Annotated in this window: 23 protein-coding genes; all 23 read right to left on the bottom strand. The window is 42.6% G+C overall.

Features of this window, described 5'->3' with window-relative positions:
• Positions 1-24: 24 nt before the first annotated feature.
• The 23 genes from rsxC to DWZ93_RS02655 all read right to left on the bottom strand — a co-directional run bounded on the left by rsxC (position 25) and on the right by DWZ93_RS02655 (position 24144).
• Positions 25-1347, bottom strand: coding sequence for an electron transport complex subunit RsxC (gene rsxC / locus DWZ93_RS02760; RefSeq protein ID WP_118452070.1), 1323 nt, complete (start codon positions 1345-1347; stop codon positions 25-27).
• A gap of 217 nt (positions 1348-1564) precedes the next feature.
• On the bottom strand, positions 1565-2647 hold the full coding sequence (gene rpsA, locus DWZ93_RS02755; RefSeq protein WP_118383715.1) for a 30S ribosomal protein S1: 1083 nt from the start codon (positions 2645-2647) through the stop codon (positions 1565-1567).
• The gene (gene ispH, locus DWZ93_RS02750) at positions 2628-3482 is read right to left on the bottom strand and encodes a 4-hydroxy-3-methylbut-2-enyl diphosphate reductase (RefSeq protein WP_118383716.1); all 855 of its coding nucleotides are present in this window, start codon (positions 3480-3482) and stop codon (positions 2628-2630) included. The genes rpsA and ispH overlap by 20 nt, the downstream gene beginning before the upstream one ends.
• Complete coding sequence (gene cmk, locus DWZ93_RS02745; protein WP_118383717.1) at positions 3479-4156, bottom strand: (d)CMP kinase; 678 nt, start codon at positions 4154-4156, stop codon at positions 3479-3481. Before cmk ends, ispH begins: the two co-directional genes overlap by 4 nt.
• 14 nt (positions 4157-4170) lie before the next feature.
• Positions 4171-5400, bottom strand: a complete 1230-nt coding sequence (locus tag DWZ93_RS02740; protein WP_118451889.1) for an NAD(P)/FAD-dependent oxidoreductase — start codon at positions 5398-5400, stop codon at positions 4171-4173.
• Positions 5401-5402: 2 nt separating this feature from the next.
• On the bottom strand, positions 5403-6323 hold the full coding sequence (locus tag DWZ93_RS02735) for a MurR/RpiR family transcriptional regulator (RefSeq protein WP_118383719.1): 921 nt from the start codon (positions 6321-6323) through the stop codon (positions 5403-5405).
• Between the two features lie 57 nt (positions 6324-6380).
• Positions 6381-6884, bottom strand: coding sequence for an SEC-C metal-binding domain-containing protein (locus tag DWZ93_RS02730; protein WP_118383720.1), 504 nt, complete (start codon positions 6882-6884; stop codon positions 6381-6383).
• Between the two features lie 173 nt (positions 6885-7057).
• Positions 7058-7216, bottom strand: coding sequence for a hypothetical protein (locus tag DWZ93_RS14825; RefSeq protein ID WP_199665564.1), 159 nt, complete (start codon positions 7214-7216; stop codon positions 7058-7060).
• Positions 7217-7462: 246 nt separating this feature from the next.
• A complete protein-coding gene (locus DWZ93_RS02725; RefSeq protein ID WP_118451888.1) occupies positions 7463-9550 on the bottom strand; it encodes a polyribonucleotide nucleotidyltransferase in 2088 nt (695 codons plus the stop codon).
• 264 nt (positions 9551-9814) lie between these two features.
• On the bottom strand, positions 9815-10081 hold the full coding sequence (rpsO, locus tag DWZ93_RS02720; RefSeq protein WP_118383721.1) for a 30S ribosomal protein S15: 267 nt from the start codon (positions 10079-10081) through the stop codon (positions 9815-9817).
• A gap of 138 nt (positions 10082-10219) precedes the next feature.
• The gene (gene rpe, locus DWZ93_RS02715; protein ID WP_158567113.1) at positions 10220-10867 is read right to left on the bottom strand and encodes a ribulose-phosphate 3-epimerase; all 648 of its coding nucleotides are present in this window, start codon (positions 10865-10867) and stop codon (positions 10220-10222) included.
• Between the two features lie 56 nt (positions 10868-10923).
• Positions 10924-12474, bottom strand: a complete 1551-nt coding sequence (locus DWZ93_RS02710; protein ID WP_118383723.1) for an FGGY-family carbohydrate kinase — start codon at positions 12472-12474, stop codon at positions 10924-10926.
• Positions 12475-12493: 19 nt separating this feature from the next.
• Positions 12494-12958 (bottom strand): ureidoglycolate lyase, encoded by a 465-nt coding sequence (locus DWZ93_RS02705; protein WP_118383724.1) that lies wholly within the window; start codon positions 12956-12958, stop codon positions 12494-12496.
• Between the two features lie 77 nt (positions 12959-13035).
• Entirely contained in the window at positions 13036-13659 is a 624-nt protein-coding gene (locus DWZ93_RS02700) for a dihydroxyacetone kinase subunit L (protein WP_118451886.1), read from the bottom strand.
• A gap of 18 nt (positions 13660-13677) precedes the next feature.
• Positions 13678-14688, bottom strand: a complete 1011-nt coding sequence (locus DWZ93_RS02695; protein WP_118383726.1) for a dihydroxyacetone kinase subunit DhaK — start codon at positions 14686-14688, stop codon at positions 13678-13680.
• Between the two features lie 15 nt (positions 14689-14703).
• On the bottom strand, positions 14704-15687 hold the full coding sequence (locus DWZ93_RS02690; protein WP_118383727.1) for an ABC transporter permease: 984 nt from the start codon (positions 15685-15687) through the stop codon (positions 14704-14706).
• A gap of 15 nt (positions 15688-15702) precedes the next feature.
• Complete coding sequence (locus DWZ93_RS02685; protein WP_118383728.1) at positions 15703-16704, bottom strand: ABC transporter permease; 1002 nt, start codon at positions 16702-16704, stop codon at positions 15703-15705.
• A complete protein-coding gene (locus tag DWZ93_RS02680; RefSeq protein WP_118383729.1) occupies positions 16704-18197 on the bottom strand; it encodes a sugar ABC transporter ATP-binding protein in 1494 nt (497 codons plus the stop codon). The genes DWZ93_RS02685 and DWZ93_RS02680 overlap by 1 nt, the downstream gene beginning before the upstream one ends.
• A gap of 113 nt (positions 18198-18310) precedes the next feature.
• Positions 18311-19375: an autoinducer 2 ABC transporter substrate-binding protein gene (locus DWZ93_RS02675; RefSeq protein ID WP_243061072.1), complete on the bottom strand. Its 1065-nt coding sequence runs from the start codon at positions 19373-19375 to the stop codon at positions 18311-18313.
• Between the two features lie 143 nt (positions 19376-19518).
• Entirely contained in the window at positions 19519-20466 is a 948-nt protein-coding gene (locus tag DWZ93_RS02670; protein WP_118383730.1) for a glycyl-radical enzyme activating protein, read from the bottom strand.
• A gap of 36 nt (positions 20467-20502) precedes the next feature.
• Complete coding sequence (locus DWZ93_RS15130; protein WP_118451885.1) at positions 20503-20673, bottom strand: glycine radical domain-containing protein; 171 nt, start codon at positions 20671-20673, stop codon at positions 20503-20505.
• A 10-nt stretch (positions 20674-20683) separates the two neighbouring features.
• The gene (locus DWZ93_RS02660; protein WP_118451884.1) at positions 20684-22987 is read right to left on the bottom strand and encodes a glycyl radical protein; all 2304 of its coding nucleotides are present in this window, start codon (positions 22985-22987) and stop codon (positions 20684-20686) included.
• A 152-nt stretch (positions 22988-23139) separates the two neighbouring features.
• Entirely contained in the window at positions 23140-24144 is a 1005-nt protein-coding gene (locus DWZ93_RS02655; RefSeq protein ID WP_118383733.1) for a LacI family DNA-binding transcriptional regulator, read from the bottom strand.
• Positions 24145-24304 lie beyond the last annotated feature (160 nt).

Genomic DNA, 24304 nt, shown 5'->3' with positions numbered 1-24304 from the left:
TTTTGTTCACCTCTTCCTCTCTTGTTATTTTTTCTTTCTGCGATTAGCCAGAACAATCTTTCTCATGGAACCGATTGACTGTTTCAACGGTCTCTTAGCTGGACAGACGTAACTACATGATCCACACTCTACGCATTCCATACCGTTCATTTTTTCAAATGTCTCCGCATCATGATGCTGTGCATAATCAGCCAGACGAGACGGAATAATACGGCTTGGACAGGCATCCACACAACGTCCACAGTTGATACATGCGGTCTCTTCCAGTCTCTTAACCGGATCTTTTACAAATGCCAGAACTGAAGAAGATGTTTTCGTAACAGGTACATCTACAGTAAACATGGCAAATCCCATCATCGGACCACCGGAAATCACCTTTTCTGGTTCTTCCTTAAATCCACCAGCCTGCTCTACAAGTTCCATCTGATTCATACCAAATGGTGCGCGGAAGTTACCAGGCTCATTGATCGCATCACCACTGACAGTAACAATACGTTCAATAGAAGGCTTTCCTTCTACAACTGCCTGGTAAATATTGATCATAGTCTCAACGTTATCTACAACACATCCCGCATCTGCCGGAAGCATAGTAGAGTTGATTGCTCGCCCGGTTGTAGCATAGATCAGCTGACGCTCACCACCCTGAGGGTATTTGGTCTTTAATGCCATAACTTCCATACGAGGCTCATCTTTTGTAAGTTCTTTCAGCTTCTCGATACAATCTGGCTTATTATCTTCCACGCCAAAAATACCTTTTGCATGTTCAAACAGTGAAAGGACAACCTTCATACCACCAACAAGGCGTTCCGGCGTCTCCATCATACGTCTGTAATCGGCAGTGATATATGGCTCACACTCCGCACAGTTTGCTATAATATAGTCAATCTTCTCCGGCTCTTTTGGAGAAAGCTTCACCTTAGTAGGGAATCCAGCTCCACCCATACCTACAACACCGGCCTCACCGATCGCATTCAATATCTCTTCTTTTGTCATTTCCTCCAACGGTTTTACTGGAGCATATTCAACTTCCTTGTACTCTCCGTCATTCTCTACTACGATGCAGTTCACCTTTGCCCCAGTAGGATTAAAATGAGGTTCAATTGCTTTTACCGTTCCGGATACTGATGCATAAATCGGAGCAGAAACAAATCCGCCAGCTTCCGCAATCTTCTGTCCTCTCAGCACGTGATCTCCCTTGGCAACAATTGGAGTTGCCGGAGCACCGATATGCTGCGAAAGCGGATATACAAGATCTCCTTTTGGCTTCACATCAACAATCGCCTTATCTTTTGCCAGACTCTTGCCGTCATCCGGATGAATACCACCCTTAAATGTTAACAGTGCCATTCCTTTTCCTTCCTTCCTTCCTTTTAGTTTATTATATATAATATACAAAAAAATCTCCTAATTTTCCATAAATGTAGGATGTTTCGTTGTACATTTTTCAATACAGCTTGCCTATTATTTAACATTTTAGGCATAACAACACAGAAAGATAGAGGCACTTTCGTGTCCCTATCTTTGCTATCTTTTTCATATATATCAAGTCTGTTCTTATCAGTAATTAAGCCTCTTCACCTTCAGATGCCTCTTCCGGTTTCTCAAGTGCTTTCATGCTCAGGCTGATCTTCTTCTCAGCTTCGTTCAGATCTACAATCTTAGCAGTAATCTCCTGTCCAACTGAAAGTACGTCAGATGGTTTTTCAACATGTGCGCGAGAAATCTGTGAAACATGAAGCAGAGCATCTACTCCAGGAGCGAGTTCAACGAATGCACCAAAATCTGTCATTCTTGCAACCTTACCTGTGATCTCTTTACCTACTGCATAATCTTCTGCAGCATTAGCCCATGGATTAGTCTCTGGGAATTTCAGGCTGAGTGCGATCTTAGTATCGTGAATATCTTTCACGAGTACTTTCAGCTTTTCGCCAACCTGGAATACTTTCTTAGGATTCTCAACACGTCCCCAGGACATCTCTGAAATATGTAACAGACCATCTACTCCACCAAGATCGATGAATGCGCCAAAATCTGTAACATTCTTTACAACACCTTCTACTGTATCTCCAACATGAAGATTTGCGAAAAGTTCTTTCTGCTTTTCTGCTCTCTCAGCAACCAGAAGCTGTCTTCTGTCACCAATCACACGGTTTCTTCTAGGATTGAACTCACTGATTACGAACTCAATTTCCTGTCCCTGATATTTGCTGAGATCTTTTTCATAAGTATCAGATACCAGACTTGCCGGGATAAATACTCTTGCTTCATCAACAACAACACTTAATCCACCACCAAGGATCTGAACAACTGGTGCTTTCAGTACTTCTTTGTTCTCGAAAGCTTCTTTCAGTCTTTCATTTCCTCTTTCAGCAAGCAGTCTCTTGTATGTCAATAATACCTGACCTTCGCCATCATTTACCTTTAATACTTTAACTGTCATTGAATCTCCAACTGATACCATAGTTGTAAGATCTGCACCGGCCTCATTCGTGTACTCACTCTTTGTAATGATTCCGTCAGCCTTGTAACCTATATTTAAAATAATTTCATCTGGCTTAACGTCAATGACCGTACCGTCAACCACCTCTCCGTTGTGAATTGTTTTCAACGAATCTTCTAGCATTTGTTCAAAAGTTAATTCTGACATAATTTTGAACCTCCTCAATTATATTATTGGGCGTGGATGCCCCTGCTGTAATACCTACTGTTTCCACGGACCTTAATTGATTCACATTCAAATCGTCAAGTGTCTGTATATAGTACGTATTGTTACATGCATTCTTGCATATCTCGAATAGCTTCTGGGTATTGGAACTTCGTTTATCTCCAATAACGATCATCGCATCGACCCTGTCTGCAATACGGGCGGTTTCAGTCTGCCGCTCTTTCGTCGCACTGCAAATCGTATTCAAAACACTTATATCATAACGCCTTTTCGAAATAATTTCAACCAATTCTTTGAATTTATTGTAATTAAATGTCGTTTGTGCAACAACACATATTTTCCTGTCCTCTGGCACCGTCAGATGCTCCGCTTCCTCTGCCGTAGAAATAACAGCCGCATCTTCCCCAGCCCAGCCCATAATGCCTTCTACCTCCGGGTGTACCGGATTGCCTATCACCACAAGAAATGCGCCCTCTTCTGCTTTTTCCATTGCAATTTTATGAATCTTTTTCACAAATGGACAGGTCGCATCGACGTACTGAATCCCCAGTTCATCCATTCGGTCACAGATGCGTTTCGGCACTCCGTGGGATCGTATGATCACAATCCCGTTCTTTGCCTTTGGAAGATCTTCTTCTCCCTCCAGTACAGTCACACCTTTCGCCTGCATATCCTTGATCACTTCATCGTTATGAATGATCGGACCAAACGTATAGATCTTACAGTCTTTATTCTCTTCTACCTGTTGGTATACGGTATCAACCGCACGTTTCACTCCAAAGCAAAAACCGGCAGTCTTAGCTAACAGAACTTTCATACCGTCTCCTTCTGCTTATCTGCACATATCGCAAGAATCGCATCTGTTACTTCTTCTATATTCATATCAGAACTGTCCACCAGCACTGCATCGTCTGCCTGTTTGAGCGGCGCAGTCTCTCGCGTCATATCCCTGTGATCCCGCGCTCTGATGTCTTCCTGAATCTTAGTCAGATCACATTCCTGTCCTTTTGCCTGAAGCTCATCAAATCTCCGCTTAGCACGAGTTTCCACACTTGCAGTCAGATATATCTTCACATCTGCATCTGGCAGGATATTGGTTCCGATATCTCTTCCATCCATCACTACATCATGTTCTCTTGCCATAGTGCGCTGCAGTTCCAGAAGTTTTGTGCGAACTTCAGGAATCGCAGATGTCTTAGACGCCATATCGCCGACTTCTTCACTTCGAAGCTGTCCGGTAATATTCGTTCCATTTAAATACACCTGCTGCATACCGTCTTCGTAACGGATACTTACATCCGCATCCCGGCAGGCATCAATTACCGCATTGATATCTGATGGATCAATCTGTTTTCCGAGAAAATGTACTGCAAGGCCACGGTACATTGCGCCCGTATCCACATAGATGCAATTCTGTCTGGCCGCCACCAACTTGGCTATTGTACTTTTTCCGGCACCTGCCGGTCCATCAATTGCTATATTAAATCCCATATTTTTCACCTTTTCTATCGTATTTCCTGTGCTGCCATGTATCCGGTAGACCAGGCAATCTGCAGATTATATCCTCCTGTTACTGCATCCAGATCCAGAACTTCACCTGCAAAATAAAGATTTTTAACTTTCTTTGACTCCATAGTACCAGGATCAATCTCCCGGACTGATACACCACCTCTGGTTATGATTGCCTCATTATATCCACGAATTCCAGTAAGTGTCATTGCAAAATTCTTGATCAAACGTACTAGACTGTGGCGTTCTTCTTTAGAAATAGCATTTACCTGCTTCTCCGGCAAAATCCCACTGAGTTCTACCATAACCGGGATCAGTTTGGAAGGAAACAAACCGCCAAGTGCATTTTTGAACTGTTTATTTTTTTGTTCTTCAAAATCTCTCAGCAACCTCTTATCAAGCTGTTCCTCAGAAAGTGCCGGTTTCAGATCAATTGTCAGTGTGAGTTCTTTCTTTTTCAACATCTGTCCTACGATACTGCTGGCACTGATCACAGTCGGACCACTCACGCCAAAATGTGTAAACAAAAGTTCACCAAACTCTTCGTAATATTTCTTACGTCCATCTAAAACAGTGACATTAACATTTCTAAGCGACAATCCCTGAAGTGTTTTTACCCATGGCTCTTTTGTCTCAAGCGGAACCAGGCCTGGACTCCGCTCCGTCACCTTATGTCCAAGTGCTTCTGCCCATCTGTATCCATCGCCGGTGGAACCAGTAGATGGATAGGAAAGACCTCCTGTCGCGATAATGCAGCTGTCGCCCTTTACTGTCTTACCATCCTCCAGAACAATCCCATCAAACGTTCCATCTTTCTGCAGCACTTTTTCTACTTTCTGATTCAAGTGTATCTGAACACCACGTTTCCTCATAGCCTCTGACAAAGTACGGATTACATCCGAAGAGTGATCAGATACCGGAAATACTCTGTTGCCTCGCTCAATCTTCGTAGCAAGGCCTTCATTTTCAAAAAAATCAATCACATTCTGATTCGTGTACGTATAAAAACTGCTGTAAAGGAACTTCGGATTGCCGATTACTGCCTGAAAAAGTTCCTCCACATCACAGGCGTTGGTAATATTGCATCTTCCCTTTCCGGTAATATATAACTTTTTACCAAGCTTCTCATTCTTTTCAAAAAGATGTACTTCATGCCCTTTATCAGACGCATGTACTGCCGCAAACATGCCTGCAGCACCGCCTCCTATAATAATCACTTTACTCATAACTAAATATCATCTCCGCCAAGATTCGAAAATTCCACCTTATCCGTAACCATATTCAGTTCATCCTTACTGTATACCTGATACTCGTCCCAGATCTTCTCGAGTGTTTCGAGTGTTGCCACTACTTCTTTCTGCTTCTTCATGCAAAGAGCTACTACTAGCGCATTGATCACACTCAAAGGTGCCACCAGAGAGTCTACAATAGACGCCATATCACTTCGTGCAATCAGATTGCAGGACGAATACAGATTCATCGGTGAATGAACACTGTCCGTCAATGTAATCACCTTGGCATTGCGATTATTCGCAAATTCAAGTGCTTTTAAAGTCCTCATGGAATAACGTGGAAAACTGATACCAATCACTACATCATCCTGTCCGATACGAATCAACTGTTCAAATATTTCACTGGAACTGTTGGTATTAACAAGCGTCACATCTTCACAGATCAACTGCAGATAATAACTCAGAAAGCTGGCTAACGGAGCACAGCTCCGAATACCGATCACATAGATTCTCTTTGCTTTCAGAATCGTATCCACCGCCATCTCAAACGCTTCCTGATCCATACTTCCCATGGTAAGCTTAATCTTTTCAATATCAGCCTGCAGAACCGACGTCAGGATCTCTCCCTGACTGATCCTTCCATAGGTCACTTCCATCCGCTGTATAGAATTCAACTTGGTCCGCACCAGTTCTTCCAATGCTTTCTGAAATTCCGGATACCCTTTATATCCAAGAGTCATAGCAAAACGAACAACCGTCGATTCACTGACACCTACCACTTCTCCCATTTTAGCGGCTGTAAGAAACGCAGCCTTATCGTATTCCTGCCGGATGTAATCGGCAAGCTTCTTCTGCCCCTTGCTTAATCTGGGATACTTCTCATCAATCTTCTGGAGCAGTTCATTATTTATTCCCATAACAGTTCCATTTCCTTTTCCATTCCCCTGTCATATGATCATACAAACAGAGAATTATTATCTACCACAGCACTTCTTGTACTTCTTGCCACTTCCACATGGACATGGATCATTTCTTCCGATTTTCTTTGGTTTACGAACTGTACCGGAATCTCTCTGCTCCTTGTAAAGCGCCTTTAATTCTTCCTCAGAGAAGATTTCTTTCCACTGCGGCAGTTCATACAGCCAGTCAGCCTTGGCAGCCACCATATTCTTATACAGAAGGGCCTTATCAAATACCAGGTTCACCTGTGTATCTTCTGACAGATCTTCGATCGGGTTCTCTTCTTTCAGACTCTCGTTGATTCCATCCAGAAATCCAACCATAGTCATAACATCCTGACCATACTTTTCAGCCAGTTCCTTTACAGTTCCGCGTACTTCTGTATCCGGATCCGATAACAGCTGCTCATAAATGTCCTTTTCAATATTAAAATAATTAGCCCAGAAATTCTGAAGCTCGGTTCTGTCTGCCTGTTCGTTATATGCGATTTTACGCCACTGATCTAATAATCCAGCCATTTTTGTTTCTCCTTTGTCTGTTAAAATATTGCAGACGGCAGGCATGCCTAATCCGCTCACAATATTATATACCATTTAATACTTTTTTTCAAAGTCTTTACTTTATTTATTTGCAAAAGAGCCACACAGATTGTTCCGTGCAGCTCTTTCTTTAAAATTCTTATGTATGTGGGTTAAATATAAAGTTCTGCCATGAACCAGGCGGGACTATTTTCCACAACGTCAGACTGCTGGTTCTTACGTCCGGCTTCCCGGATACGCTGCCTTCTGAGCAGATACTCTTCCATCGATATAACTTCCTGATAGTTATCTCTGTATGTCCCCTTATCCATGCAAATCTCCTCCTATCTTTCTGTTTCAATTATACTCATCTGTAAGTTTGATTGGATTGCCGACTTTATTATTATATTGCGTCTCCCCCTGCAATATGACTAATTCCGGCTTTCCTTTCCAACTATATTTAGCATAACGGAGATATGTGACATGGATGTGTATAGAATCTAAAGAATTAATAACCTGAATCTTAAGTTTGCTTTAATAAAAAAGGACCAGAAAATCCGGTCCCTTAATATTATATCCTATTCAGCTACATCCTTCATGCTGAATGAAAGACGTCCCATCTTATCCTTGCCAAGGCATACAACCTTAACCACATCACCCAGGGTAAGTACATCCTCAACCTGTTTGATTCTTTCTTTAGAAATCTTAGAAATGTGCACCATTCCCTCTTTTCCAGGTGCAAATTCAAGGAATGCACCGAACTCTTTGATGCTGACAACCTTTCCTTCCAGAACCTGTCCCGCTTCAAAGTCAGTTACAATAATCTCGATCAACTGTTTTGCGCGAGCCATTCCAGCTGCATCAGTACCACAGATAGATACAGCGCCATCATCTGTAATATCGATCTTAACGCCTGTCTCTTCAATGATCGCATTGATTGTCTTTCCACGCTGACCAACTACATCGCCAATCTTCTGTGGATCAATCTGCATCTGAATGATCTTAGGTGCAAATTCTCCAACCTCTGTTCTAGGCTCTGCAATTGCCTTTGACATACACTCATCCATAATAAACAGACGAGCCTGTCTTGTACGTGCGATTGCTTCTTCAACGATCGGTCTTGTAAGTCCGTGGATCTTGATATCCATCTGGATTGCCGTGATACCCTTCTTTGTACCGGTTACCTTAAAGTCCATGTCTCCAAAGAAATCTTCAAGGCCCTGAATATCAGTAAGTACCAGATAATCATCATCTGTATCTCCGGTCACGAGTCCGCATGAGATACCTGCAACCATAGCTTTAATCGGAACACCTGCAGCCATAAGAGACATACAAGATGCACAGGTAGAAGCCATAGATGTAGATCCATTAGACTCAAATGTCTCTGATACAGTACGGATCGCATATGGGAATTCAGATTCACTTGGAAGAACTGGTACAAGTGCGCGCTCCGCAAGAGCTCCGTGTCCAATCTCACGACGTCCCGGTCCTCTGGATGGTCTTGTCTCACCTACAGAGTATGAAGGGAAGTTATAGTGATGCATATAACGCTTCGTAGTCTCTTTCTCATCTAATCCATCAAGTCTCTGTGCCTCCGACAGTGGTGCCAGTGTGCAGACATTACAGATCTGTGTCTGTCCTCTGGTGAACATAGCAGAACCGTGTACACGTGGGATCAGGTCTACTTCTGCCGCAAGCGGACGAATCTGTTCAATTGCTCTTCCATCCGGGCGCTTGTGATCTTTCAGAATCATCTTACGTACCGTCTTCTTCTGATACTGATATACAGCCTCTCCAAGTACAGCAAGCCATTCTTCATTATCAGCAAAAGCTTCCTCCAGCTTCTCTGTTACCTGGCGGATATTCTCCTCACGAACCTGCTTTTCATCAGTAAATACTGCTTTTTCCATCTCTTCCGGCGGAACAATCTCTTTAATAGCTGCAAAAAGTTCTTCCGGAACTGCAAATCTCTGATAATCATGCTTTGGCTTGCCACACTCTGCAACAATTGTATCTACAAATGCGATAACCTTCTGGTTTACTTCGTGAGCAGCATAAATCGCTTCGATCATCTGTGCTTCCGGAACTTCATTAGCTCCAGCTTCGATCATGATAACCTTCTCTCGTGTAGACGCAACTGTCAAAGCCATGTCAGACACTTCCTTCTGAACAGCTGTCGGGTTAAATACAAATTCGCCATCAACCAGACCTACCTGAGTAGTAGAGATCGGTCCGTCAAACGGGATGTCAGAAATTGTAGTTGCAATTGCAGAACCAAGCATTGCTGTAAGTTCCGGCGAACAATCCTGATCTACAGAAAGTACAAGATTCTCCAATGTAACATCATTACGATAATCCTTCGGGAACAGCGGACGCATCGGACGGTCGATAACACGGTCTGTCAGAACAGCATTCTCAGATGCCTTACCTTCACGCTTGTTAAATCCTCCCGGAATCTTACCCACAGCGTACATTCTTTCATTATATTCTACGCTTAACGGAAAGAAATCAATTCCTTCTCTCGGTTTCTCGGATGCTGTTGCTGTACACAGCACAGTTGTATCACCATAGTGCATTAATACTGCACCATTTGCCTGTTTTGCAACTCTTCCTACATCAACTCGCAGTGTTCTGCCAGCCAATTCCATTTCAAATTGTTTAAACATGGTAGTATTCCTTTCTCAAATTCATCTCTTAAACTTATTTCAACTATGCGCAATCAGAAACCACCGAAACTACTGAAAAACATATTTCGCAAAATACACTTTTCAGTGGTCTCGGAATATATGTCTCTGTTCGCAATCTTGTTTATTATAGCATACATTATATAAAAAGGCTATCTTTTATTTTTCTTTTTAACAGCATCAAAATAAGAGCACCGGTTATCCCGATGCTCTTGTTTCACTTCTTCAATCCTCAAAATGCGATAATTATTTACGCAGTCCAAGTTTCTCAATCAGTGCACGATATCTTTCGATATCTTTCTCTTTCAGGTATGCAAGAAGTCCTCTTCTCTGACCTACCATCTTAAGAAGTCCTCTTCTTGAGTGGTGATCTTTCGGATTAGCTTTGAAATGATCTGTCAGGTCATTGATTCTTGCTGTCAGGATAGCAACCTGAACTTCCGGAGAACCTGTATCTCCTTCTCCTCTTCCATACTCTGCGATAATCTGACTTTTCTGCTCTTTTGTTATCATGTCTTTTTCCTCCTTATTCTTTACACTGCCGACATTAAGTAGCGGTTGGAGTCCTCCAGCTACCGAACACCGGTTGTTTTACACGAATCGTAGTATAACACAAAAGGGAGGTCCATGTAAACCCCCTTTTGTATCTTTCTATAAAGCTTTCAAGCTCTTAACAGCATCTGTAATGGAGTCTGCACCAAATACAGAACTTCCCGCGATCAGTATATCCGCTCCGGCTTCTACAAGCTTCTTGCCTGTCACCGTATTCACACCGCCATCTATGCTGATCGGAACATGTATTCCAGTTTCATCCATGATTTCTACTGATCTTTTCACCTTTTCATAGATACTCTCTTCAAACGGCTGTCCTCCATATCCCGGTTCTACACTCATAAGAATCAACCCATCGATATGCGGAAGCAGGTAACGAAGTCTTTCCACATCATAAGACGGTCCTATGCCTAGTCCCGCCTTAATACCAGCTTTCTTTACTTCGCGCAGCATATGAAGCGGGTTCGGACATGCATCCAGTTGAAATGTAATGATATCCGCACCTGCTTTTGCAAACATTGGAAGAAATGTCTCAGGTCTGACAAGTTCCATATGTACAGAAAGCGGAAGCTTCGTAATTTTCTTCAGATCCGCTACAAGCTGTGGTCCAAAAGTAACATTCTCCACATAAACACCGTCCATTACATCAATATGTACAATATCCGCGCCTGCCTTTTCTGCTTCTAATACCTGTTCCCCAATCTTTGTGTGATCACACGCAAGGATTGATGCTGATACCTTTGCCATAGTTTTCCTCCTGTTATAAGCAAGTGGGCATGTCACCATACCCACCTGAATATCCTTTATTTCTGTGTTACATGATTTGTCACTGAATGCATCCAATCTTTTGCAATTGCATAAATCTCTTTATATTTTTCAAAGTAGAACATATACTCTTCATGTCTTTCCTGATTAGGCTCAACCGTATATTCTACATCCGTCATAGCCTCTGCGGCAGTATCAATATCCGGATATACTCCACCAGCTACAGCACCAAGGATTGCTGAACCAAGCACAGGACCTTCGCTGCATTTCGGTACAACAACCGGACAATTGCTTACATCTGCATGAGCCTGAAGCCAGAAATCACTCTTTGCTGCTCCACCTGATACAACCATTGCTTTCGGTACAAATCCAGCTTCGCGGAATACTTCGAGAATTGCTTCTGTACCATAGCAGATACTCTCAATAATCGCACGATACATATGCGCCGGTGTATGTCCCAAAGACAATCCGTAAAACATACCTCTGACATCCGGATCTACATGCGGTGTACGATTGCCCTGGAAGAAATCTAGTGCTACCAGACCTTCTGCTCCTATCGGAAGCTTTGCAGCCTCACGGTTTAGAATATCATATACACTGCAGCCTTCTTTTTCTGCCTGCATTTTCACTGTACCACATAATTGATTTTTGAACCAGTTAACAATTGAACCTGTCGATGTCTGTCCGCCTTCAACCATACGAAGTCCAGGAACAATAGCATCCGGATACGCTCCCCACATTCCTTTTCTGTGAATAGGGTCTTTAAACTGGGCAACATGCAAATGGGAAGATCCGGTAATTAATGTCAGCTTGCCAGGCTGGTGTGCATTCAGTCCGATAACGCCAACAAACGCATCGGCACCTCCTTCGCCAACCGGAATACCTGGAATAAGCCCCATATCCTCAGCAGCCTTTTCTGTCAATCCTCCAACAAGTTCTCCTAACGGCAACACCCTCTCCGGAAGCTTTTCAACCAGATCATCCAGTCCGATCGTGTTATAGAAGTCAACCGGGTATCCACCTTCTTCATTGTTATAATACCAGCGAACGGATGCACAGTTAATACTTGCTGTATATTCGCCTGTCAATTTATACATCAGCCAATCTGTACATTCATAAAATCTTGTAGCCTTATTATAAGTCTCTGGTTCATTTTCTTTTAACCAAAGAGCCTTAGCCGGAAGACATTCTGCAGATACCATTCCGTATCCATTGTACTTCAATGCATCATGTCCGGATTCGTAGATACGCTTTGCCTGTTCGGAAGCGCGCACATCCATCCACATAATCGCATCACGAAGAGGCTCCATATCATCCCCTGACAGGACAACAGTACAGCATGTTGTATCTACGCTCATACCTTTGATGCAAGCAGGGTCAATATCGCTTTCTGCCATCGCTCTCTTTGATGCCTTGCAGATAGAATCCCACCATTCGCTTGGCTTCTGCTCTGCGCGACCGGAAGCTGGCGTATACAATGGATATGGTTCCTCACAAAATACAATTGGATTACCTTTCAGATCAAAAATACCAACCCTGGCTCCGCCAGTACCCATATCAACACCTAATACACAATCTATTTTACGCATCTTATTTTCCTCCGTTTTATTAAAGTTCGAGTCCAATCTCCTCAGGAAGTTCATCGAAGTATATATCTTCATGGCTTGTGTTATTCTTGAAAATAACCAGGCAATGTACGGAATCGTCCAGTGTATTCGGAGCCCAGTGCCATACGCCAGGTTTACAGCTGATTCCCATTCCCTTTGGAATATAGAATGCACGAACCTTGTCCGGATCCGGTTTGCCAGCCGGTGCAAATGGAACGATAATACCGCCAGTCATTGCAAATAAATTCTCCTCCGTATGATCATGTGCTTCAAATTTCTTCACTGTAAATGGCTTACGGAACACTTCCATCAAATTGATGGATGTAGGAGTGTCTCTGACTACAACCTGTGGATACCATGTATGAGAGCCTTTTGCTCCACAGTCTTCTCTTCCTTCATAAGATAATACTTCGCCAAATTCTGCAAATGCTTCTTTTGTAAGCTGCTCTACTTTAATCTTCTTCATAACAAATCCTTCTTTCTTAAAAGATTACACTTATTAGGCCTTGCCGAATAAGTGTAATCAGATCTAATTATTTACTGTTATACAGAGGCTTTTGCAATTGCTTTAAAAATCAGCATTGCAACGCATGCTCCCGGATCAACCATACCGATGGAAGCATCGCCCTTTACTGCTGGTTTACCATGTACAGCCTTCATATTAGTAGCTGCGTTGAATCCTTCTTCCGCAGCCACAGCTGCTTTTGCAGTCGCTGCCGCAAGATCCTCGCCAGCTTCCACAGCAACCTTCAGTGCCTGAACTCCCGGATCAAATCCATCTAAGAATGTCTTCTCTCCAAGTTTTGCTTTACCCTTTGTCATAATTCCATTCTCATATGCAGCAAGAAATTCTACAACATCTTCGTTGCTCAGTTCTGTCTTACCCTTCAGAACCTTTCCTCCCTGCATAAGTCCAATAGACATCAGCGTACCCATAGTAGATGGCGCCGCACTTGACATTGCTTTTCCAGCGCCGTAAAGCATCTTGCCAGCATCCGTTTCATCAGATCCTGCTGCAAATTCAGACGCTGCCGCAAATCCCTTAGTCATTGTAAGTCCAAGGTCTCCATCTCCTACTACACTGTCCAACTCGATCAATCGATCTTTGTTCTCATTCATGATTGCGCTGATCTCAGCCAGCATTTTTACAATATATGATGAATTCATTATGATTTCCTCCTAATATTAAAGCTGTTTAAAGAATGGTGTTGCTGCCGGAGCATCAAGAAGTTCCTTCAACTCATCATCCAGTTTGAACAGGGAAATTGAGAATCCTGCCATTTCCATCGCTGTAGCAAACTCACCTACATAGTAACGATGTACTTTGATACCTTCTTCTTTTAATCTCTTGTCAATATGGCGTGTTACAATATACTGCTCATCCAGAGGAGTAGCTCCCAATCCATTTACCATAACAGCTACTTCATCGCCTTTTACATACGGAATATCTGGAAGAATCTTTTCTAACATCTCATCGACAATAGCATCTGCAGGCTCAATTTTACCATTACGAATACCAGCCTCACCATGGATACCCATACCAATAGCCATCTCATCGTCAGCAATTGTAAATCCCGGTTTACCAACTTCCGGAATTGTACACGGCGTCAGAGCCACACCCATTGTTCTTACATTAGCTGCCGCTTTCTCAGCAATTCTCTTAACTTCATCCAGATCTTTCATCTGAGCTGCTGCAGCACCTGCACATTTATATACAAATACAATACCAGCTACGCCTCGTCTGTGATTTGGTTCTCCAGGGCCAGCCGGTGCAGCAGAAGCTACATCTTCACCTGCAACAACCGTCTCAACACGGATATCTTCTTCAAAATCAGCCATTTCTGCGCCCATGTCAAAGTTAAGAATATCTCCGTTATAATTACCGTAAATATACAGAACACCTGCTCCGTCATCTACTTCTTTTGTAACATTAAATACCTGTTCCGGGCTTGGTGACTGGAACACACCGCCTACACAGCAGCCATCCAGCATACCTTTTCCTACATATCCCAGGAATAATGGCAAATGTCCTGAACCGCCACCTGTAACGATACCAACCTTTCCAGCGACCTTATTAGATGTTACAAGGCAACGCAGGTCATCCGCTGTATAAGTAATATAATCAGGATGCGCTGCATAAAGACCTTCCAGCATCTCATCTACATAATTTTCCGGTTTGTTAATGATTTTTTTCATAACTAAGTCCTCCCTTTATTTTGTTTTCACCTTAGTTGCTCTTTTAGCTGCAATGTTTGTAATAACCAGTACTGCGATCAGAATCAGTCCGTATACGAGGTCTGTAATAACCGTATCGATACGAAGGACACTGAATGCAGAAGAAATTAGCTGTAATAATACGATTGCAAGTGTAACTCCTATCACCTTACCTTTACCACCATCTGGATGAACGCCACCCAATACTACGATCAGCAGTGAAAGCAGTGTATAAGATGTATTGTAGTTAGATTTACCGGATCCATAATGTGAAGATGTCAGAATACCGCTGATTGCTCCCAGGAAACCGGAAATCATATATGTTGTCATGATAACTTTAAAGTTGTTGATTCCTGAATACTTAGATGCGACTTCATTACTTCCAAGGAAATATACTTTCTGTCCATATGTAGTAGACTTCAACAGGAATGACATCACCAGTGTAACAATAATGAACATAGGCAATGTATGAGGTATACCTGCAATCGTTCCATTTGCAATATTAATGTATGACTGTGGTACGCCAGTGATACCAGGACCTGTTGTAACGATCATAGCAATACCTGTGTAAAGTTGCAGACCACAAAGTGTAACCAGCATCGGTGGAATGTGCAGAAATCCAATCAGGAAACCGTTAAACGCGCCACACAGCACACCGATGATCAGACCCACAATGATCGCACCAATAATCATACCCATACCGCATTCTTTTCCACCGCCGATATTAACCATCATATACGATGCTACAACACCTACGAGATTGGCAATACCAACCAGAGACAGATCGATTCCTCCGGAGATCATACACAGCATCATGCCAAATGTAAGGATACCGTATTCCGGAAACAGGTAAAACCATGATTTGATATTCAATGTTGAATAATAGGTTGACGGGTTCAAAATCGCCATCGCAATTAATACGACTGCATACATTCCTAATAAAGAAAGAATGTTATGGTCTATTTTCTTCAAAAGCTTCATTGTACATTCCTCCCTTTATACCTTTTGATTCTTCTGAACAGCAAGTTCTTTCAGCGAAGTGATTGCTGTACCAACTACGATTACAGCACCGACTACGAACGTCTGCCAATATGTAGGTACGCCAAGCATGATCAGGTTGTTCTGGATCAGACCGATCAGCACAACACCGAGAATCGTTCCGAGCACTGTACCATGTCCGCCACTCATGCGGGTTCCGCCTACAACAACAGCAGCGATGATCATCATTTCACTTCCCATAAGATTCAATGGGTTCGCCGCCTTATTAAGTACACAATAAATCATTCCGGCGATACCAGCCATAACGCCCGAGAACATGTACACAATAAACTGAAGTCTTACTACGTTAAATCCGGCAATACGAGCTGCATTGGCATCTCCGCCGATTGCATAGATTCCACGTCCAAGCATTGTATATTTCAAAACAATATATATAACAATATAAAGAATAATCGGAACCAGAATCAATGCGGTCATACTATAGTTATTACCCGCTTTACTCTGATACGTAAACAAATAAACTTTATTGAGTGCTGCAATCGTACTTGGCAGTCTTGAGATCTGTCTGGTGCCAAAGAACGTAAGAAGCATGCCCTGTGTAATACTGCTCACACCAAGAGTAGCAATCAACGGCGGAATCTGAAGCAATGAAATCAGTACCGCATTGATAATACCAATCACCAGCCCGATAGCTGCCGCAAATACAAACGCAAGAACTACATTGTCAATATCGTTCTCTTTAAATACACAGATTGGAATATAAAGAGATGCACACGCAATTGCCGGGAAAGAAACATCGATACCTCCCGAAATAATAACCACCATCTCACAGATAGCAAAACACAGTGTTACCAGAAGTGCTCTGGCAAGTGTAATAATTGTCGAAACCTCTGCAAACGCTGGTGTCTTCATGCTAATCGCAATGCAAAGGACAACAATAATATAAACAATAAACATCTGATTCGAAGTCAGAATCTCTTTCCATTTTGATTGTTTCATTAACTCTCTCCTCCTTCGCTGAACAGCTTGTACAGTTCATTCTCGCTGATCTCTTCATCGATATGAGCAACAGCTTTACCATTTCTCATAACAAGGATCTTGTTACAGTTCTGAACCAGCTCAGACAAGTCATCAGAAATAACGATTACTCCAACACCATCCTTTGCAAGCTTGTGCAAAATTTCGAAAATCTCACTCTTTGATCCGATATCCACACCCACTGTAGGTCCGTTCAGAACAATCAGCTCAGGATCCGTATTCAGCCATTTTGCAATAACAACCTTCTGTGCATTACCACCGGATAATGTACGGATTGCATCTGTCTGTTTACCGATTTTTACAGAGAGATTACCAATCCATTCTGTAGTATCTTCTGCGATCTTTTTATGATCCAGTTTGCCACCATGGAAATACTTGCCAATAGACGCAGCCACCATATTATCCTGAATACTTCTGTCAAGGAACAATCCCTGTGTCAGTCGGTCTTCCGGAACATATGCGATCTTATTCTTGATTGCATCTTCAATGTTGTGGATCTCAATCTCTTTTCCATTCAAAGTGATTTTTCCACTCGTAGCCGGTGCAAGCCCGAATAATGCATCACCAAGTTCTCCACGTCCTGAGCCAAGAAGTCCTGTAATCCCCAGCACATCGCCTTTTTCAAGTGAGAACGATACGTTTTCAAATGCACCTTCTCTGGAAATATTTTCAACTTTCAAAATCTCTGTTCCATCACTTTTCTCTGGAACATATACAGATTCAACAATATCACGACCGGTGATATCATGGATAAATCTCGCTCTGTCATACTCTTTGATATCTCCGCTGGAGATATATTCTCCATTTCGGATAATCGTAAGTCTGTCAGCAATTTCATATATCTCATCCAGCTTATGGTTAACGATCATAATCGCAATACCTTTTTCTTTTAAGCGACGGATGATCTTAAACAGATTCTCAACTTCTTTTTTAGTCAGCGCAGTAGTAGGTTCGTCGAGAATCAGAAATTTTGCATCATTAATAATGGCCCGGCATATAGCAACCATTTGCTTATTAGCAACAGTCAGCCTTTCTACAAGAATATCCGGATCCATGTGAGCACCTACCTGCTCCATAGCTTCGATAGCAAGTTCTCTTGCTTTCTTCCAGTTCATGACCTTAGTACCTGTCATGAGTGAATTGTTCATTGCAATATTCTCTGCAACTGTTAAGTTAGGAAATACTGCAAAATCCTGATATATAACCTGTACACCTGCTCGAATCGCATCGATAGGTGTCAGTTTTTCGACTTTTTTACCTTCAAGATAATAATCACCGGATGTCTGTTCATGAACTCCGGAAATCACTTTGATCAATGTGGATTTACCACATCCATTCTGTCCGGCAAGTGCCAGGATTTCTCCTTTTCTAATTTCGAGATCAACGCCTTTTAAAGCCTGCACACCACCAAACGATTTCTTAATATTCTCTAATTTAAGAAATACTTCTCCCATATAGAATCCCTCGTTTCTTCATCAAATAAAGCCTCATAGAGAATGCCCTTATTGCAATTCCCTATGAGGCTTAAGGCTCATTCAGTTAAAACATTTTAGATGTCAAAATGTATTTAGAAATCGTATGCTTCGTCGTTGCAGTTATCTTTATCAACATCGATCCAAGCACTACCTGTGTATACTTTGCCTTCAAGTGTCAGGTTCTCATATCCTTCTACCGGAAGTGAAAGTGTATCTTCGCCAACTGTTCCATTCAGAGTTGCAACAGCAAGTTCGATCATTGCCTGACCTGCAAGTGCCGGATCCCAGAAGCTCATAAGCTCAACTGTTCCGTCTTCAACGTACTCGCCACAAACTGACATAAGAGATGTACCTGCGATATGTACTTTGCCCTGAAGTCCAAGTTCCTCAACTGCCTGAGCTGCACCCGGAGTCTCTGACATAGCTGCACACTGGATACCAACGATCTCGTGTTTTGTATCAGCTGTAAGTGCTTCTTTAACTTTGCTGTATGCTGTGTCCTGATTGTCATCAGAAACGATTGGCTGATCATCTACTTTAAGATCTGGAGCATTCTTCTCAGCCCATTCTTTACCACCCTGAGCTTCCTCAACGTGAGACTGAGATGTCAGAGCACCAACTGTCTGGATTACACGTCCTTTTCCGTCAGAGAGTTCGTTAATCTTTTCCATCAGGTGAGCACCATACTCTAATGTATCAAATGCTTCAACGTCATAGTCCATGTTCTCTACTGTAGATGCCTCGTGGCAGATAACTACGATGCCTGCCTCTTTAGCTTTTGCAAGAACAGGGTCAAGAGCTTCTACATCGAACGGAACTACACAGATTGCATCGTATCCCTGAGAGATCAGTCCCTCAACGAATGCTGCCTGTCCGTCACCTTCCGGAGATCCGCAGTACTCAACGCTTGTTCCGTTAGCTTCGTTATAGTCATCAACACCCTGTTCCATACGCTCAAACCATGCAAGGTTTGTCATCTTAGGAACTACAGCAATCTTGTAATCAGCTGCTGTCTTTTCACCGGAATCATCCTTCGCGGTGTCCTCTGTCTTGGTGTCTTTCTTTGAGCTGTCATCAGATGAGCCAGAGCCACATCCAACGAGCAGTGTCGCTACCATAGCGATGCCCAGTACTGCACTTAAAATCCTCTTTTTCATGTTACACATCCTCCTTGTACAATTTGGAAGCATTCTGGCTGCTTCATGCCATTATAACTTTCGCATATTGCAAAAGTATATATCCACATTCCATCTCATCAACCACCAAAATGGAATATTGATATCTGATCATTTGTCAGTTATCAACCACCGACTGACACTTGAAATCCCCTTTTTCTCAGACAATCCGCCATCTCTTCTACCTTACTGCGTTCCATCTCCGGATATTCTTTCAAACAATAAGCACGTTCGATTGCTTCATACTTGTGTCTTCCAAACTGATGAAACGGTAACAGATCAATCTTCTTTATTCCAAAATCTGTCGCAATCTTCGCTACATTCTCCAGATGTTCTGCCGTGTCATTAAAATTTGGTATTATGGGACATCTCACAGTTATTATTTTACCATTCACAGTTAAATTGTGCAAGTTGTTTAACACTTTTTTTAAAAAAATATTTCCCACTTGTGCAAAATGCTCAGTTTTTGTTGTTTTCAAATCAAATAGTATCTCATCCGCCAATTCAGCAACTTTCCAAAGGCTTTCCCATCTGACAGCTCCGGCGGTTTCCAACGCTACGGGAATATATCTGCGGTGTGCTGCTTCAATAAGTGCTCTCGCAAATTCCGGTTGAAGACAGGTTTCACCTCCTGACAATGTCATTCCGCCATCTGAATTCATAAAATAAAAGCTGTCTTTCTCCACATCCTCCATCACTTCCGCCACATTCATTCGATGACCAAACAGCTCTCTGGCACCATGCGGACACACCTTTTCACACGCCCCACATGCAATACACCTCGAACGATCTGTTCTGCTTTTCCCATCTCCAGTTATTTCTATACAGTGCTGCGGGCAAATATTCTGGCACTTCCCACATCCGGTGCAGAATTTTTTATAAAATGCAATCTGTGGATCCGGACTGATGGACTCAGGATTGCAGCACCACGGGCAATGCAGATTACATCCCTTCAGAAATACATTGGTTCGGATTCCTTCTCCATCATGTACATGGAAATGTTCTATGTTGAATACGATTCCATTTGTAGTCTCTTCTATCTCCCTATAATCGGAACCAAACACACTATTCACCTACCTTCGTTATGATACGCCATGCTATGTATTCTCTTATGCGCTGTGCTCTGTCCTTGCAATGATATCATCCTGCAGTGCTTTATCTAAAGGAGTAAATAATGCACTATAACCTGCAACGCGTACCATCAGATCCTTATATTCTTCCGGATGCACCTGTGCTGCTTTCAGTGTATCTGCAGATACACAATTAATCTGAACATGCATTCCTTTATAATTACCCAGTATAATTACCCAGATATGTACGCAGTACCTGTACCATTTTTCTTGTCATCATACCGTCTAGCATTGCAGGCATCACTTTAACATTAACCAGTTGTCCGCCGGATACCAGAACCGTCGGAAGTTTACCTACAGATTTAAGAGAGGCAGTAATACCTTTTGTATCTGTACCATGTGTCGGAGATGCTGTATCAGCCAATGCCTCTCCCGCTTTTCTTCCATCCGGAGTCGCTCCTACACATTCACCGCAAGGCACATTTGATGACACGGAACTGGTAGACGGCTGCCAGATACATCCGATCGGTCCACGTCCGCTCCGTGTAGTCTTATACTTTGCTGTTTCTTCACAGATAAACCGGAAATAATCTACCATAATATCATCCACATAGTCATCGTCATTACCATATTTTGGCGCATCCAGAAGCATTTTACGGATATCCGGTCCAGATGGTACAGTAGTAAGATCTTCATAATTTGTCTGTATCGCATGCATCACCTGTACACCTGTAAGAATACGCTCATCATAAACCAATTTCTTTAACGCAGCCAGAGTGTTGCCCACATTCGCCATTCCTACGTATAATGGTCCACAGTAGTCATAGACCGCACCACCCTCTTTCATGGTCTTACCTCTGTCAATGCAATCATCCACAAGACAAGACACAAATGGATCTGCAATTCCTTTTTCGGTTACCATATCGATCATATTATCCGTAATTACCTGATACTTGAAATAATAACGAATCTGTTCTTTGAATGCTTCATAAAGTTCTTCATATGAGGCAAAATCTGCGAGACTGCCCTTTCCCGGATGCAGGCAGATATCGGTATTCGGATCTTTCCCACCATATAATGCAAGTTCCATGATCTTCTGCAGGTTAATGAATCCCGCTCCATTAGGTCTTCCGGTCTGTTTGCCTTCCACAATTGCTTCTACACATCCTACAATGGAATATTCCACTGCATCATCCCATCTGATCCCCCTGTTAACCAGTGCCGGAATATAGACTTCATCGCTGTAGATTGCAGGCTGCCCACCGCCAAGACGCACAACATCCATAGCCGCATACATCATCTTCTCTGAAATACGGTCATGATAGCGCAGTGAAATGGATGGTGTATGTAATTTTATCGCCGCCTGAGCACCCAGGATTAAATATGAAAGCTCATTCGTTGCATCTTTTCCATTCATATCCTGCCCGCCGATCGTAATATTTTGGAATAATTGATAACCACTGAACGATTTCGTATTACCCCAGCTTGTAATTTTGTGAAGCTGAAACAGCTTAAGATACAGGCATTCCAACAATTCCAATGCATCTTCATCACGCATTACACCGGAATTAATATCTTCTTTATAATAAGGAAAAAGATTCTGATCCAGACGTCCCAGCGATATGGAATGGCCATTGTTTTCCAGCTGGATACAGAGATTAATAAACCATATTGACTGCAAGGCCTCATGGAAATCTCTCGCAGGTTCTGCCGGAACACGTCTGCAGATATCCGCTATATGTTGAAGTTCCTTCCGCCGCACTGGATTTTCCGTCTCTTCCGCCTGTTTTTCAGCAAGCGCCGCATATCTTCCTGCATATTTTATCACTGCATCACAGGTAATCAGCACTGACTCCAGGAATGGCTTCTGCTCCGCCTCAGATGGTTCCGACAGATCCAGATTCTCCATCCGTTCCTTTGCCCTTTTCATATAGTTACCAAGTCCCTCTTTGACAACACGTTTCAGATTCACTGTCAGGTGTCCTTCACCCCCGATCATCAACCAGTAAGAATCCGTCACACCCATCTCACGAATCAAATGTGTCTCTTCCGGCAGTACTGCCTTACATCGATACTCATGATTATTATTACGCCAATAGTCCATAATCTCGCGGAGTTTATTCTCATCCGCTTCCGCAATCTCATAACGATCACCCGGGCGTTTCTCTGGTCTGACTGGATTCCCATCCAGTTCTTCAATCAGCCAGTCCAGACCGAATTCCGGAAAAATATGTGCGCAGCAAAGTTTGTCGCTAACACTTCCTACGATCAATTCACCGTCAAGAATCGTAATTGGCAGTTTTTCCAGAAGCTCTGCAAGTGTTTTTGCACGCTTAATATAGATAGTTTCACTGTTATACCTCTGATAAGCTTCCGTCACGATCATCGCTCTATCTGCTGATATCTGTGGCACTGCCTCCAGAAGTGTATCTCGCAGCGTCTCAATGCGGGCACTTCGCGTAATCTCTTCGCCCATAAACATATGTCCGGTTCTTTTCTGTCCTTCTTCATAACAATACTTCATCACACACTCTCCTTTTATAGTGTATTAGTAATCGTTCCACTCTGTCCTTTTCCAAAACATCTTCAAGTATGTTCTTTTTCGCGTAGTTAAACGATTAACTTTTGTTGTAATTTATATGAGATTCCGAAGAATCTCATATAAATCAGGATTCTCTATGTTGTATTCCTTAAACATAGACTAGGTTGTAAGATGACTTCCCGTTCCTGGAATACCCCACCATGATTCAGTGCTTCCAGAAGCATTCCCATGGTTCTGATGCCCAACTCTTTCGCTGGATACTCCACGGTCGTAAGTCCTTGTTCAATATATTTACTACACCAGATATTATCATTTCCAATTATTGCGATCTGTTCCGGAATACGGATGCCTCTACTCTTGCATGCTTCCACTGCCCCCCAAGCCATAATATCACTACTGGCAAATACGGCACAATTTTCTTCTTGATTATAAATATCCAGAAAATGGTTCATCATTCGATATCCGTCATCAAACGAAAATTTACACAAAAAAACAAGTAAATCCTGTTCTGTAAAGCCGTGTTCCTGCAGTCCTTCCCGGAATCCTTCCAGTCGTCTTCTTGCAGCAGAAGTTGCATCTACAGGTCCGGCAATACATGCAAACTTCCGATACCCACGCTCAATCAGGTGATCTGCAGCAATTCGTCCGCTGGCATGATTATCTGTATGTGCAAATGCCACATTGCCCACACTGTCAAATGCTACACGATCTCCAAGCACAAGCGGCACTGAAAAACCTGCTTTTAACTCTTCACGATCCAGGCGCGATGTAATATCAATAATTCCATCAACTCCACTTTCCATTAATTGCTGAAGCAGCTTTTTCTCCTGTCTGACGCTTTCACCTGATTCATACATCACGACCTGATAATCCTTTCTGGATGCCTCATAGCCAATATGTTTCAGCACTTCCGCGAAGAAAGGATTCAGGATATCCGGTACGATCACACCAATCGTGTGACTCTGATTCGTCTTCAGGCTTCTCGCTATACTATTTGGTTTATAGTCCAATTCGGCACTTGCTTCATTCACCCGGCGGCGTAATGATTCACTGACATTCTTACGTCCAGTCAGCACATTAGATACCGTCGCCGTCGATACACCAGCAAGCTTCGCCACATCTTTAATTGTTGCGCGCACTTCTTATCTCCTGTGTATTTTGCTACTTTTAATCGTTTTAAGCCACTTTTTCTATTATATATTGCACAACATATAATTGTCAATACTGATTGTTCAATATAGATACAATGTTGGAGATAAAAGTTCAAGAATGCCTCTGCAATCCTGCCGGAGGCCATAT

The sequence above is a fragment of the Dorea sp. AF36-15AT genome (assembly GCF_003477705.1).
In the GTDB taxonomy this organism is placed as follows: Bacteria; Bacillota; Clostridia; order Lachnospirales; family Lachnospiraceae; genus Claveliimonas; species Claveliimonas ammoniilytica.
The sequence above is the reverse complement of the archived record's forward strand: the minus strand, read 5'-3'. Positions and strand labels throughout refer to the sequence as shown.

Coding starts and splice junctions, on each gene's coding strand:
- rsxC (WP_118452070.1), bottom strand. CDS start 1,347: ATGGCACTGTTAACATTTAAGGGTGGTATTCATCCGGATGACGGCAAG.
- rpsA (WP_118383715.1), bottom strand. CDS start 2,647: ATGTCAGAATTAACTTTTGAACAAATGCTAGAAGATTCGTTGAAAACA.
- ispH (WP_118383716.1), bottom strand. CDS start 3,482: ATGAAAGTTCTGTTAGCTAAGACTGCCGGTTTTTGCTTTGGAGTGAAA.
- cmk (WP_118383717.1), bottom strand. CDS start 4,156: ATGGGATTTAATATAGCAATTGATGGACCGGCAGGTGCCGGAAAAAGT.
- DWZ93_RS02740 (WP_118451889.1), bottom strand. CDS start 5,400: ATGAGTAAAGTGATTATTATAGGAGGCGGTGCTGCAGGCATGTTTGCG.
- DWZ93_RS02735 (WP_118383719.1), bottom strand. CDS start 6,323: ATGGGAATAAATAATGAACTGCTCCAGAAGATTGATGAGAAGTATCCC.
- DWZ93_RS02730 (WP_118383720.1), bottom strand. CDS start 6,884: ATGGCTGGATTATTAGATCAGTGGCGTAAAATCGCATATAACGAACAG.
- DWZ93_RS14825 (WP_199665564.1), bottom strand. CDS start 7,216: ATGGATAAGGGGACATACAGAGATAACTATCAGGAAGTTATATCGATG.
- DWZ93_RS02725 (WP_118451888.1), bottom strand. CDS start 9,550: ATGTTTAAACAATTTGAAATGGAATTGGCTGGCAGAACACTGCGAGTT.
- rpsO (WP_118383721.1), bottom strand. CDS start 10,081: ATGATAACAAAAGAGCAGAAAAGTCAGATTATCGCAGAGTATGGAAGA.
- rpe (WP_158567113.1), bottom strand. CDS start 10,867: ATGGCAAAGGTATCAGCATCAATCCTTGCGTGTGATCACACAAAGATT.
- DWZ93_RS02710 (WP_118383723.1), bottom strand. CDS start 12,474: ATGCGTAAAATAGATTGTGTATTAGGTGTTGATATGGGTACTGGCGGA.
- DWZ93_RS02705 (WP_118383724.1), bottom strand. CDS start 12,958: ATGAAGAAGATTAAAGTAGAGCAGCTTACAAAAGAAGCATTTGCAGAA.
- DWZ93_RS02700 (WP_118451886.1), bottom strand. CDS start 13,659: ATGAATTCATCATATATTGTAAAAATGCTGGCTGAGATCAGCGCAATC.
- DWZ93_RS02695 (WP_118383726.1), bottom strand. CDS start 14,688: ATGAAAAAAATCATTAACAAACCGGAAAATTATGTAGATGAGATGCTG.
- DWZ93_RS02690 (WP_118383727.1), bottom strand. CDS start 15,687: ATGAAGCTTTTGAAGAAAATAGACCATAACATTCTTTCTTTATTAGGA.
- DWZ93_RS02685 (WP_118383728.1), bottom strand. CDS start 16,704: ATGAAACAATCAAAATGGAAAGAGATTCTGACTTCGAATCAGATGTTT.
- DWZ93_RS02680 (WP_118383729.1), bottom strand. CDS start 18,197: ATGGGAGAAGTATTTCTTAAATTAGAGAATATTAAGAAATCGTTTGGT.
- DWZ93_RS02675 (WP_243061072.1), bottom strand. CDS start 19,375: ATGAAAAAGAGGATTTTAAGTGCAGTACTGGGCATCGCTATGGTAGCG.
- DWZ93_RS15130 (WP_118451885.1), bottom strand. CDS start 20,673: ATGCATGTTCAGATTAATTGTGTATCTGCAGATACACTGAAAGCAGCA.
- DWZ93_RS02660 (WP_118451884.1), bottom strand. CDS start 22,987: ATGAAGTATTGTTATGAAGAAGGACAGAAAAGAACCGGACATATGTTT.